Annotated in this window: 9 protein-coding genes and 2 pseudogenes; 6 read left to right on the top strand and 5 right to left on the bottom strand. The window is 69.7% G+C overall.

Features of this window, described 5'->3' with window-relative positions; all coding sequences use genetic code 11:
* Positions 1-88 precede the first annotated feature (88 nt).
* Entirely contained in the window at positions 89-1,330 is a 1,242-nt protein-coding gene (locus OG780_RS04615) for an NAD(P)/FAD-dependent oxidoreductase (protein ID WP_328444941.1), read from the top strand.
* A gap of 122 nt (positions 1,331-1,452) precedes the next feature.
* Here OG780_RS04615 and OG780_RS04610 read toward each other — a convergent pair whose 3' ends face one another.
* Together OG780_RS04610 and OG780_RS04605 are read right to left on the bottom strand one after the other, a co-directional pair.
* Positions 1,453-3,810, bottom strand: a complete 2,358-nt coding sequence (locus OG780_RS04610) for a SpoIIE family protein phosphatase (RefSeq protein WP_328444939.1) — start codon at positions 3,808-3,810, stop codon at positions 1,453-1,455.
* Positions 3,811-4,043: 233 nt separating this feature from the next.
* Complete coding sequence (locus tag OG780_RS04605; protein ID WP_328444937.1) at positions 4,044-4,733, bottom strand: TetR/AcrR family transcriptional regulator; 690 nt, start codon at positions 4,731-4,733, stop codon at positions 4,044-4,046.
* 91 nt (positions 4,734-4,824) lie between these two features.
* Between OG780_RS04605 and OG780_RS04600 the strand changes: the two genes are divergently transcribed.
* Positions 4,825-5,523, top strand: coding sequence for a class I SAM-dependent methyltransferase (locus tag OG780_RS04600; RefSeq protein WP_328444935.1), 699 nt, complete (start codon positions 4,825-4,827; stop codon positions 5,521-5,523).
* A gap of 284 nt (positions 5,524-5,807) precedes the next feature.
* Here the strand turns inward: OG780_RS04600 and OG780_RS04595 are convergent, their stop codons facing one another.
* Entirely contained in the window at positions 5,808-7,097 is a 1,290-nt protein-coding gene (locus OG780_RS04595) for an RNA-guided endonuclease InsQ/TnpB family protein (protein WP_328444933.1), read from the bottom strand.
* 39 nt (positions 7,098-7,136) lie between these two features.
* Here OG780_RS04595 and OG780_RS44550 point away from each other — a divergent pair, with 39 nt between their 5' ends.
* Positions 7,137-7,253, top strand: a complete 117-nt coding sequence (locus OG780_RS44550) for a toxin-antitoxin system HicB family antitoxin (RefSeq protein ID WP_443062105.1) — start codon at positions 7,137-7,139, stop codon at positions 7,251-7,253.
* A gap of 904 nt (positions 7,254-8,157) precedes the next feature.
* A complete protein-coding gene (locus OG780_RS04590) occupies positions 8,158-8,565 on the top strand; it encodes a hypothetical protein (protein WP_328444931.1) in 408 nt (135 codons plus the stop codon).
* Positions 8,566-8,690: 125 nt separating this feature from the next.
* Here OG780_RS04590 and OG780_RS04585 read toward each other — a convergent pair whose 3' ends face one another.
* Entirely contained in the window at positions 8,691-9,377 is a 687-nt protein-coding gene (locus tag OG780_RS04585) for an SIR2 family NAD-dependent protein deacylase (protein WP_328444929.1), read from the bottom strand.
* A 508-nt stretch (positions 9,378-9,885) separates the two neighbouring features.
* Here OG780_RS04585 and OG780_RS04580 point away from each other — a divergent pair.
* Positions 9,886-10,451 (top strand): annotated as a pseudogene (locus tag OG780_RS04580) (IS5 family transposase); the annotation flags it as partial.
* A gap of 21 nt (positions 10,452-10,472) precedes the next feature.
* On the opposite strand, the gene OG780_RS04575 reads toward OG780_RS04580, so the two are convergent.
* Complete coding sequence (locus OG780_RS04575) at positions 10,473-11,714, bottom strand: IS110 family transposase (protein ID WP_328444927.1); 1,242 nt, start codon at positions 11,712-11,714, stop codon at positions 10,473-10,475.
* Positions 11,715-12,058: 344 nt separating this feature from the next.
* Between OG780_RS04575 and OG780_RS04570 the strand changes: the two are divergent.
* Positions 12,059-12,310: pseudogene (locus OG780_RS04570) on the top strand (transposase); the annotation flags it as partial.
* Positions 12,311-12,356: the final 46 nt, after the last annotated feature.

Raw genomic sequence — 12,356 nt, 5'->3', positions numbered from 1 at the left:
GACGGCGCGGGGCCGCCGTCCTGTGCCCGGACCACCTCCGCGTGCCCACCGGCGCGCGGACGGACCGGCTGCTCGGAGGATGGTGCCCATGACCGCGAAGCGCGGTGTGCCCGATGTCCTGATCGTCGGAGGCGGGCTCGCCGGTCTGGCGTGCGCCCGCGATCTCGCCGGGTACGGCTTCGGGGTCCGGCTCCTGGAGGCCTCGGACGGGGTGGGCGGCCGGATGCGTTCCGACCCGCACGAAGGCTTCGTCGTCGACCGCGGCTTCCAGGTCTTCAACACGTCCTATCCACAGGTCCGGCGCCGGCTCGCCCTGCGCGAGCTGAGGCTGCGGCCCTTCACGCCCGGCATCCTCGTCCACACCGAGGACGGGCCGCTGCGCTTCGAGGACCCGACCCGTGGCCGGCGGCGACCGGGCGACCTGCGCCCGGGGCGCCTCGCGGGAACCCGTGACCTGATCGCGCTGGCCGCCCTGTCCGGCCGGGACATGCTCGCCCCCGCCGGATGGCTCAGGCGCGGAGAGGACCGTACGACCCGCACCGCGCTGGCGGCGGCCGGATTCTCCGAGGAGTTCGTGGAGCGGTTCTTCCGGCCCTTCCTGTCCGGGGTCTTCCTGGAGGACCAGCTGGAGACCTCCGGCCGGGTGTTCCATCTCGTCTGGCGCAGCATGCTGCGCGGCACCCTGTGTCTGCCCGGTGCCGGCATCGGGGCGGTGCCGCGCCTGCTGGCCGAGGCGCTGCCCCCGGACGCCGTACGTCTCGGCACCCCGGTCACACGGCTCACGGACGACGGGGTCGAGGTGGACGCCGGGGGCGAACTCGCCGCGCGGGCCGTGGTCGTGGCCACGGGGCCGGGACCGGCCGCCCGGCTGCTGCCCGGGCTGAGCCTCCCCGGCTACCGCGTCGTGACGACGTACTACCACGCCGCGACCCGTTCACCGCTGGCCGAACCCGTCCTGCTGACGGACACCAGAAGGCGTTTCCTCAACACCTGCGTCCTGAGCGAAGCGGTCCGCGGCTACGCCCCGCCCGGGATGTCGCTGATCGCCACCTCGGTACTCGGGCACGACCAGGAGGGCCGGGAGACCTGGCTGCGCGACGCGCTCGCCGAGGTGTACGGCACCGACACCACGCGGTGGGACCTGCTGACCGTCCGCACCGTTCCCGACGCCCTGCCGGCGATGCCGCCCCCGCAGCCGCTCAGCCGGACCACCCGTGTGGCTCCCGGCCGCTATGTGTGCGGGGACCACCGGGCCACGGGCTCGGTCCAGGGCGCGCTGGCGTCGGGAGCCCGTGCGGCCCGCGAGGTCGCGGCCGACCTGGCACGGTAGACGCCGCACGCGGCACGCCACTTTCCGTACGCTCCCCGCACCCCCGCACCCCCGCACCCCGCACCCCCGCACCCCGCGTCCCGTTCCGGACGGCTGACCGTCCGGCCCTGGGGAGCCCGGACCTAGGGCAGCGTCTGTTCCGTCCAGATCGTCTTGCCCGGCGCCGAGTAGCGGATGCCCCAGTTGTGGCTCATCTGCGCGCAGATGAACAGGCCGCGGCCGCCCTCGTCGGCCGCGCGTGCGTGGCGCAGGCGCGGAGCCGCCCCGCCGGCGTCGCTGACCTCGCAGGTGATCGTGGCGTCCTTGATGAGCCGCAACCGGATCGGCGGCGCTCCGTACCGCAGGGCGTTGGTCACCAGCTCGCTGACGATCAGCTCGGTGGCGAAGGCGGTCTCCTCGCTCACCCGCCACCTGCGGAGCAGGTCCTGGGCGTGGTGCCGCGCCGTCGCGGGCGCCGTGGGCGCGAAGTCAAGGGACCAGGTGGCGACGCGGTCCGGCGGAAAGGCCCGGGTGCGGGCCAGCAGCAGAAGGACGTCGTGATGGCCCGTCGTGTCGCGCAGCCGGTACAGGACATCGTCCCGTACCTCGCTGAGGGGGCGGTCCAGACGGGTCAGTGCGACGTGCAGCGCGTCCTTCGCCCGGTCGCCGTCCGGGCCCTCGGGAACCGGGAACGACGTCGTGCGCAGCGCGAGTACGCTGCCGTCCCGCACGGGGACGGAGGCGCTGGCGAAGGGAGGCCCGTCCCGGCTGCCCAGAAGGGGGCCCGTCGGGATCTGCGGGACGTGCACGACACCGCCGGGGTGGGCCACGACGGGCGCGGGATGGCCGGCGGAGGCCATGACGCAGGTTTCCTGGAGCGGGTCGTGGATCGCGTAGACACAGCCGGCTCTGAGCGGCTGCTGGTGCAGCGGATCGCTCGCCGGCAGGGACTCCCGCTCGTGGGCGAGCCGTACGACCGCGTCGTTGAGGCGGGCGAGCAGTTCGTCGGGGTCAAGGTCGAGCGCCGCGAGCGTGTGGATCACCGTCCGGATCTGGCCCATGGCGGTGGCGGCGTCGATGCCGCTTCCGCTGACCTCCCCGATCACCAGGGCCGTACGGGCGCCGGGCAGACCGAAGGCGTCGTACCAGGTGCCCGCTCCCGCGTCGGCCGGGATGTGCAGCGGCGCGAATTCCACGGCTGTCTGTGACGGGGGCTCCGGCGGCAGCAGATGGCGTTGCAGCGCCGCCGCGATCGTGTGCTCGCGGGTGTAGCGGCGCGCGTTGTCGAGGCTCAGCGCGGTGTGCGCGGCCAGTTCCTCGGTGACGGCGAGATCGTTCTCGTCGAAGTCGTTGTGCGGTCGTACGCGATAGAGGCTCAGCAGCCCGAGTACGGCGCCCCGTAGCGTCAACGGGGCGGTGAGCAGCACGCGGGCGCCGGAGGCGCGGATGGCACGGGCCCGCTCCGGGTCGGCGTCCAGCCAGGGGGTGCCGCTGTCCAGCGTGACGGTTCGTGGCCGGAGATCGCTGAGCACCTGTGAGTACGGGGTCGGCGACGGCACGGCCCGCACGTCGCCGACGGGGTGGGCCTGCGCCCTGCGGGAGGGGCCCTCGATACGGAAGGCCGCGCGGCGCAGGGGGATGTCGCGCCCGAGGGGGCTGAGCGGAGGATCCTCGCCCCGCACCACCGCGTCGACCACTTCGACCACCGCGATGTCGGCGAAGCCGGGCACCAGCGCGTCCACCAGTTCCTGGCAGGTCGTGACGACGTCCAGGCTCCGGCCGACCCGTTCTCGTACCGAACCGAGTGCCTCCAGCCGCCTTCTGCTCCGCAGCGCCTCCGTGACCTCGGTCATGGAGGCGACCACGCCGCGCGCGTTCCTCAGCGGGAACGCCGAGACGTTCACGAAGCGCTCCCGCGAGGAGCCGTCCAGCGGTTCGAGCTGCACGAGGTAGTCGCTGACGGACGTGCCGTCCGTGAGCACACCCCGCAGGACGCCCTCGAACTCCTGTGGACGGGAGGGACGGCACACCTCGCCGACCGGCCGGTCGAGAGCTTGGTCCGCCGTGAGGCCGGTCAGCGCGCGGGCCGCCTCGTTGACGCTGAGGACGCGCAGCGCGGGGTCCAGGACGAAGAACGCCTCGTGCGTGTTCGCGTGCAGGATGTCGAAGACCGCGGTCGGTGTGCCGCGGCGGGGGGCGTCGTCGCCGCCCGCCTCGAAGACGCCCCAGGCGATCGCGCCGTCGGAGAGCGGCATCACCCGGACACGAAGGTCGACCGGGTTTCCGTCGACGTCATGGATGACCAGGGGTCCGGATCCGGGACTCGTGCCGTCGACGGAGTCGGTGCCGACGGTGTTTCCGGTGTCGGGCGTGACCATGGCGAGGGCCGTTCGCCCCACGGCCTCGGAGTCCGACCGCAGCCAGATCTCGCGCGCTCTGCGGCTCCACCGGACGACGACGCCCGCGCCGTCGACGACCATCAGCGGAGTGGCGGCAGTCACCGGAGATCACCTCTGCTGTGCGTCCGGCTGAGCACCCCCGGGCCCGGGGACGACGTCGACGGCTGATTCACCGGGGAAGGCCGTGTCGCGGACTTTGTCTTCTTTGTTCCCTATGGTCCACAAAACCATCATTCTACGGCGCGGCTGAGCCGCGCGCCGATGCGGACGGGCGCGTTCCCCGGAGGTTCCGTGCAGTCGCCCGTCGCCCGTCGCCCGTCGCCCGCCGCTAGCCGTCAGCCGCCGGACGGCCGCTCGCCGGCCGGGGGCTCGGGGGCATGCCCGGCGCCCGGGGGCAGCAGGGAGCGCAGGGCCATGTCCGTCAACCGGGCCTCCTGGGCGGCCCGGTCCGGCATCACGGCGGTGCGGAGCGGGCGTCCGGCGAGGAGCGAGATCAGCCACCAGGCGGCGGTGTCCGCGCTGATGTCGTCGCGGATGTCGCCTTCGCTCTGGCCGCGGCGCAGCAGGCCCGCGAGGGCTTCGGCGAAATTCCGGTGGATGTTCCGCGCGGCCTCGCCGAGGGCCGGATCGTGGGCCAGGGCCGCCGCGTCGGCGAAGAGGAAGCCATGGGCGCCACGCCGGTGGAAGCGGTCCATGTGGGCCGGGTCCAGGAAGGCGGCCAGTACGTCGGGGACGGGGCGCCCGGTGTCCGCGGCCTCGGTCAGGAGCGCGGTGACGGCCGTGGTCACGTGGTCGAGGGCCGCCTGGTAGAGGGCGGACTTGGACCCGAAGTTCTGGAAGACCACCGGTTCCGTGACCCCGACGCGCCGGGCGATGTCGGAGACCTTGCCCCGTTCGTAGCCGGTCTCGGAGAAGACCTCGGTGGCCGCGGCCAGGATCGAGGCGCGCCGCTCGGCGGCCGGCATCCGGGTACGGGTGCGGGCGGCCTTGCCCTGGCGGGTGGAGGCCCTGTCGGTGTCGGTCACACCCGCCATCGTAGGCCCGTTGCGAGTTTTCTTAGTCGGGACTAAGTTAGTGGTGTACTTAGTCGCAACTAAGTTAAGGGAAGTGACCGGTATGTCCATCGGACGCCTCATGCAAGGAAAGCCGCACGCGGACACCCCAGGAGTGACGATCGGAGCTCCGCGCGCCTACGAACTGTGCGGCGCGTTCTGCTTCGCGGGCCGGCGGAACCGCGCCTTCTCCCGGCTGGCCGCGCTGAGCGGCGCCGAGACCGGGGACCGCGTGCTCGACGTGGGCTGCGGCACCGGGTATCTGACCCGGCGGATGGCCGCCGTCGTCGGGCCGGAGGGAACGGTGACGGGCGTGGACCCGTCGCCCTCGGTGCTCGCCTACGCGCGACGCAGGAACAGGGCCGGACAGGGTGCCGTGTGCACCTACCGGGAAGGGGTCGCGGAGGACCTCGCCCACCCGGACGACTCGTTCGACACCGTCGTCACCAGCTTGATGCTGCACCACCTGCCGGAAGAACTCCGGCCGGCCGCCCTCAAGGAGATGTGGCGGGTCCTGCGGCCGGGCGGGCGCCTGCTGGTCGTCGAGTTCCGGCCGCCGAGGAGTGCCGTCGGACGCCATCTGGTGCACGGAGGCCTGGGCCACGCCATGTCCCACAACAGGACCGACCTGCTGGACGGGCTCGTCACCGGCGCGGGCTTCGGGATCCGGGGGAGCGGGGACGTCCGCCCGTGGCTGACCTACGTCCAGGCCGTACGGCCGACGTCCGAGGAGCCCGCGGGGCAGCCGGGTCAGGCACCCTGAGCCGTCGCCGCCGGACCGCGCGACCGGCCGTCGTCGCCCCCGGGCACCCGGCCCGGCGGCGCCGACTCCCGCACAGCGCCCCGCGGACGACGAGACTCGCTGGTGCTGGTGCTGGTGCTGGTGCTGGTGTCGGGTCGGGTCAGCCAGGACACGCCCTGGCCGCGCGAACGCCGCCCGTCACGGCGTCAGTCGTGAGCCATGTCCGACTCTGCGGAACTCACCGCGGACTCCGCGCCGTCGACCAACTTCTGCAGCCGGGCGACATCCTTGACATCCTCCCCCTCTTAAAAGAGGGGGATTCCAACCCGGCTGGGTTGGGGTTCACGGACGTTCGACCGCTGTTCGGGCGGTGTCGTCCCTCCGGCACCGGCTGTTCGCCGGGGGCGGGGGATCCCGCCCTGTCCTGCCGCGACGTTGACTGCTGCGTTGGTGTCCGCGTTGCAGGTGAAGCCGCAGAAGGAGCAGACGAACTCGGCTTGGCTCTTGCGCGAGTTCTTGTCGATCCAACCGCAGACACTGCAGCGCAGACTGGTGTAGGGGGCGGGGACGTCCTCGACCCGGCCCGGGGCCTTGTGCCCGGTGCGCCGGCGGAGCAGGCCCCAGCCCTGAGCAAGGATCGCCCGGTTCAGCCCGGCCTTCTGCCTGACCTGCTTGCCGGGCTGCTCGGTGCTTCCCCTGGCCGAGCGGGTCATGTTCTTGATGTTCAGCTTCTCGAACCGCACCAGGCCGTAGGTGCGGGCCAACATCGTCGAGGTCTTCTCGCACCAGTCCTTGCGCCGGTCGGCCTCACGCGCTTTGAGCCTGGCCGCCTTGGCGTACTCGGCACTCTTGTGCTCGCTTGCCTTCGGGGCGCGAGCGGCACGCCGCTGGTGTTTACGGACCTGCGCACGTTCCTTCACCGTGAGCTGCGGGCAGTTCAGCTTCCGCCCATCGGAGAGGGCGGCCGTGATGTTCACGCCCCGGTCGATACCGATGACCTCACCCGTGCCGGGCGCTTCGATCGGTGCGGGGATGACGGCGAAGGCGATGTGCCACTGGCCGTTGCGGTAGGTGATGCGGAATGTCTTCGCGGTGGGCAGTGCGGTCCGGGTGAGGCGGAAGCGGACCCAGCCGCAGCCGGGCACCTTCACCCGAGCCCACCGGCGATTGAGCCTGTGCACCACCACCGAGCGGGCCATGACCTGCCTGCCGGTCTTCGCGTTCAGCTTCGGTGAACCGTCCGCCTCGAACTCCGGGACGCGGTCGGTGCCGATGACGCGGAAGCCCTCGTGCACGTGCTTCTTGCGCCAGGTCGGCTCACCGAACCCGGACGTGAAGCGGGCGTTCCTGGCCTGGGCGAAGTCCTTCAGCGCCTGTTGCTGAACGTCCGCGTTCCCACTGCCGAGCCACTCGTTGTCGCGCCGGGCCTCGGTGAGCTGACGGCACTGCTCCGCAAAGCCGGGCGCGGACGCGCGGCCGGGCCGCCAGTGCGCATGCTGCTCCACCGCCAGGTTCCACACGTACCGGGCGTGCGCACAGTGCAGCAGCATCTGCTGCTCCTGCGCGCACGTGGGGTACATACGGAACTTCGCCATGCGGCCACTGTAACGGCGCAATAACGCGATAACAGTGGAATGTTCACATTCACGCTCCGCATTCCCGAAGAACTCCATGCCCGGCTCGCCGCTCAACCGGCCGCCGACCGGCAGCCCTCAACGCCGAGATCGTGCACCTGCTCGAGATCGCCCTGACGGCGAGCCCTCTGCCCTGCCCTGCTCCGCAGGGGCTCGCATTCACCCCCGGCCTGAAGGCCAGGGCACCCTGCGAGGAAACGAGGTGGAATTCTTGTGGCCGGACACCGGCGGTCGTGATCACCCAGTTGCGCTGCGCGGGGAGCGTCGCCTCCACGCCGGCCCCGCCGCCCGGCAACGGGAGCACGACCTCGCAAGGCATCGGTGGATGTAACACGCCGATTTGTGGGACCGCCCGCGTCGGCCCTCCCGCAAGTGCGGTCGGTGCAGAGTCTGTTGCGAGCGAGTCCCACCTGCTCTGCGACGTGAACGGCACCCTGCTCACCGCCATCACGCGTCGACGTCATGGCAGTTCGGCCTCACGTCGTGGCCGCCGACGTGACGAAGGCTCGCCCCCGCGTTGCGCCCCGTACTTCATAGCGTGATCAGATCCGCGCTCGTACGGCTCCGAACGGATCCTTCGGTGGGTTCCGTGGCAGGCCCGTTCGCGCCCTGCCGTACAGGGAATCCGGATGGAACGCAGGGACACCCGAAGGTTCGGGACGAGCATGGGCGTCCGGGTGCGGCGTGGTGTGCCGCGGCGTAACGTGAGATGAGAGAGCTGCTCTGTGGGGGTACATGGGGACAGGACTACCGTTTCGCTCATGCTCCGGGGGTTTCCATGTCTCGACGTGTGATCCCATTGGCTGCTGCTCTCATGGCGGCCTTGGCCTTCAGTTCTTACCCGCCCATCGCGGCTGCGGCAGAGCCTCAGGTTGCGACTCGAGCCCACTCGGCCCTGGGTGAACCGGATCCCGACGTGCTTCATCCCATGTCGAGACAGGCGTTTGACGATGCCTGCAAGAACCAAGGTTACGCCCAGGGGGTGACTTTGGTCGGTACCGATGCATATTCCATCCGTTGCGTGAATGATGAGGGAAGTCTTCAGACTTTCAATGAGCGACAGCAGATTCACGACTTCGTGGCACAGGCCTGTCAAGACACCTATCCCGAGCTGAGAGTGACTGACCGTCTCGCGACCATGGGGGGTACCTTCACCGCCTGGCAGTGCGCGGACTACGGGTCCTATGCCGGGATTCCTGACCTCAAAGGGTGGTGCGAGTCCAAGGGGCTTGTGCTCATCAACCGGCGGGACGTCAAATACCCGGCATACAGATGGTTCTGTGCGAACGCGGCCGGGACGAGGTCCGAGGGAATACCGATGGACGAAGTCTGCGCGTGGCAGTACGGCCAGGAATCTCTCGACCGTGTGTACAACGTGTACGGGAAGAAGATCGAAGATTCCTGGGACTGCTTCTACACGAGGGACTGACCAGGAGGTCCAGAATAACCCGGCGCTGTTATGCAGGCCGTGGCGCGCTATTCGGGACTGTGCGAATCCGCGCGCTGGTCCTGGTGACGCTCGCAGTCACCTGCGTACCTGGACATCGATTTCCCTCAGCTGCTCAGCTGCTTCAGCAGCTCCGGCAACGCGGTGTCGATGGGCTCGCGCACGACGTCGTCGGCGAGTTCGTCGTACGGGGTCGGCTCCGCGTTGACGACGACGAGCCGGGCCCCGTGGTCGGCGGCCACGCCCGCGAGGCCCGCCGCCGGCTGGACTTGGAGGCTGCTGCCGACGGCGATGAACACCTGGCAGGCCTTGGCGATGGCGGCGGCCTGGCCGAGGACGACGGGGTCGAGTCGTTCACCGAACATGACGGTCGCCGGTTTGAGGATCCCGCCGCACTCGAGACAGGCCGGATCGTCCTCACCGGCGTCGACCCGGGCGAGGGCGTCCTCCATGGGCCCGCGCGCATGGCATCCGGTGCACACGAAACTCCGTGCGGTGCCGTGCAGTTCGAGGACCTTGCGGGCGGGCATCCCGGCGAGCTGGTGCAGTCCGTCGACGTTCTGCGTGATGACCCTCACGGGGACCCCGGAACGCTCCAGCTCGGCCACCGCCCGGTGCGCGGCGTTGGGCTCGGCCTGGAGCGCGCCCGTCTCGCGCCGCATCTGCCACGCCCGGCGCCTGATCTCGGGATCGCCCATGTAGTACTCGTACGTGACGAGCTTCTCGGCCTGGGGATCCTTCCGCCAGAGCCCGTTGGGGCCGCGATAGTCAGCGATTCCGGAATCGCAAGGCATTGGTGGATGTAACACATGCGGCCTTGCTGGCGCTGTCGGTGGCCGTCCTCAACTCAGGCCGCACTAGTGGGTACATCGACCAGCACGGTGCAGAGACGGTGAGGGAGGGCAGAATGGCGTTCACAAGACGCAGGCGAAGGAGCGTTGCGAAGTGAGGCCAGGAAAGCGACAGGAGCTGGCCGAGGGCACGGGTGAGGCGCAGGCCGTGGACGGGGCACTCGCGAACAGCGGCGTCCTGAAGGTGGCTGGGGATCTGGTCTTGGGGCAGGGCCGCCCCGTCCTGCGCTCGGGCTATCTGCATGAGGTCGCCCAGCTCGCAGCCGCCGGGTTCGAAGGCCGAGACGCCGAATTGGTGGCCGTGTCTGCGTTCTCCACCGCACCCGACGGTGTCCAAGAAGCCCAGGGAGGCGATGCGAGCACGGCCTACTGGCGATGGCTGGCGCCAGCGTGGTCAGGGAAGACCCTGCTTAGACCGTGTCCTACGTGGGGTTCGGTCGTTGGGTCCGTCATGGGGCGGGGTACGTGGAGTTGGATTGTTCCGGACGGGCTGTGGGAGATCGCGGAGCCGCTGATCCCGCCGTCGAAGATGCGGCCGCAGGGTGGCGGGACGCAGGACACACCTGATGAGACGCTGTTCGCCGCGATCATCTACGTGCTGGTCAGCGGATGCGCCTGGCGGGCACTGCCGCCGTGCTTCGGGATATCGAAGTCGACGGCCCACCGCAGGTTCCTGATCTGGTCAAGAGCCGGTGTCTGGGGCCGACTGCACGAAGAGATCCTGCACCGCCTGAACGACGCCGGCCTGCTCGACCTCTCCCGCGCCGTCCTCGACTCCGCCCATGTCCGGGCTAAAAAAGGGGCGAACTCACAGGTCCGAGCCCCGTGGACCGGGGCAAGCCGGGTTCCAAGATGCACGTCCTGTCGGACGCGAACGGACTGCCCCTACTCGTCGGCCTCTCGGCAGCGAACACCCACGACAGCCAAGCACTGAAGCCCATGATCACGGGTCACCAAACGAGACACGACCCCCACAACGGCCGCTACTTCAAGCCGCAACGCCTGCATGCCGACAAGACACCCCATGCAGCTATCGGGTCAAGCAGCAGCTGCTGGCGGTGTCCGTGAGATGACGGTGAAGGCGATCGTTTCGTCGAACTTCTGGCGGGTCGTCAAGCAGTGATGCAGTTGGCCGAGCATGCGGTTGAACAGGCGTCGGAGGGCTGCGTGGTAGCGATCACCGGTGTCTCTTCGGCGGTTGTAGTGGGCATGGGCCCCGGGTGAGGCGGTGAGGGCGGCGAACGCCCAGTGCCGTCCGGTCGCTGCCAGGCGGCTGTTCTTGATCCGCCGATGGCTGACGCGTCTGCTTTTGCCGGATTCACGGGTCACCGGAGCGCTTCCGGCATAAGCCTTGAGGTCCCGGCCCGTCGCGAACCTGGTGCGGTCGTCACCTATCTCAGCGAGCATCCGGGCGCCAGTGAGCACGGAAAGGCCGGGGAAACTTGTGATGATCTCCGCGTCGGGATGCTGAAGAAAGAGTTCCTCGGTGTCACGAGCGAGGTCCTCGCAGGCCCGGCATGCCGCGTCGAGCTGGGCGAGCAGTGCGAGTGTCTGACGCCCCATCGCCGTTTCCACCAGAGCCGGTTGGCGAAGCCGTGTCTCGCGGAGCACTCCGAGGAGTCGGTCGGTCTCGGTATCGATCCGACGCTGGCGGCCGGCCCTTGTGACGGCGGCTCTCAGTCGGCTGCGGGTGAGGCGGGCAGCCTCCGCCGGAGTCGGCGCAACCGCCAGGATCGCGCGGGCCTCTCGGGCAAGCAGACGCTCGCGTTTGTCCGCAAACGCCTCAAGGATCGCCGGGTAGTACTCACGGAGATGAGATCGGAGCCGATTGTGGGCTCGCGTGCGGTCCCAGACCGCGTCCTGCTGAGCTCGAGCCAGAACGGCAATCGCCCTGGCCAGATCGGAGTCGTTCGGCAGCGCCCGATGCTGCTCGGCGTCGGTCCGCAGGATGTTCGCCAGGACCAGGGCGTCGTGGTGGTCGGACTTTTTGCGGGAGACGACATGGCGGTCGCGATAGCGGGCCACAGCCATCGGATTGATGGCGTAGACCCGGCGGCCGGAAGCCCGCAGGCAGGCCACCAGGAGTCCGCGGGAGGTCTCGATCGCGATCGGGATCGGATCGTCCGGGCTGTCGCCGTGCTCGGCGAGCAACTGCAGCAGGTCCTGGAAGCCGGCCGTGTCGTCACTGATCCTGAGCTTGCCGAGCAGTCGGGCGTCGGAGTCGACCACCGCCACGTCGTGGTGGTCCTCCGCCCAGTCGATTCCGCAGGTCACGTGCAACGTGCGCTCCTCTCGAGCCTTCGCTGTCCCTCGGCTTCGAGCCGAGACGGGACCACCCGGCCACCTAATAGAAGCGCTCGCCGGCGCACCACCCCATCAGCCGTCCGTGGCCCCAGCTGAGCCCAGGGGCCTCGCTCTTGTGGAGAGCTCCACGGCTCCGGCTGATCGGGAGGTGGCCCTGGGAACGGCTCGAACCACGGCACGGTACGCCGACCGAATTCGAATCGGCAGAGGCTGGGTCTGCGTCCCTCTTGTCGAAGCGCTCCAGGCGCTGCATACAGACCAGACGTCGCACCCAGCCCCTGCCAGGACTGGCTCAACGGCCAACCCACAGCGCCTATTAGGCCTACGACGTCCCTCACCTGCGAAAATGGTTGTGGGGCAGGCGTATTGGCGTCCGCATTGCACGCAAGGGAGTCGAGTCCAGCGAACGGCTCGGTCGCCGAAGGTGGGTGATCGAACGGACCATGTCCTGGCTGTCGGGCTACCGCAGACTCAGCCCCCGCTACGAACGCCACCCCCGCAACTACCTGGCGTTTCTCGGCCTCGCCGCAGCCCTCTGTTGCTACAAACGATTCGTCCGCCTCACCACATAGGACACGGTCTTAGGTGAGGATCTGGTTCCCGATGTGGTGACAAACG

It is taken from the genome of Streptomyces sp. NBC_00386 (genome assembly GCF_036063235.1).
Lineage (GTDB): Bacteria > Actinomycetota > Actinomycetes > Streptomycetales > Streptomycetaceae > Streptomyces.
The sequence above is the reverse complement of the archived record's forward strand: the minus strand, read 5'-3'. Positions and strand labels throughout refer to the sequence as shown.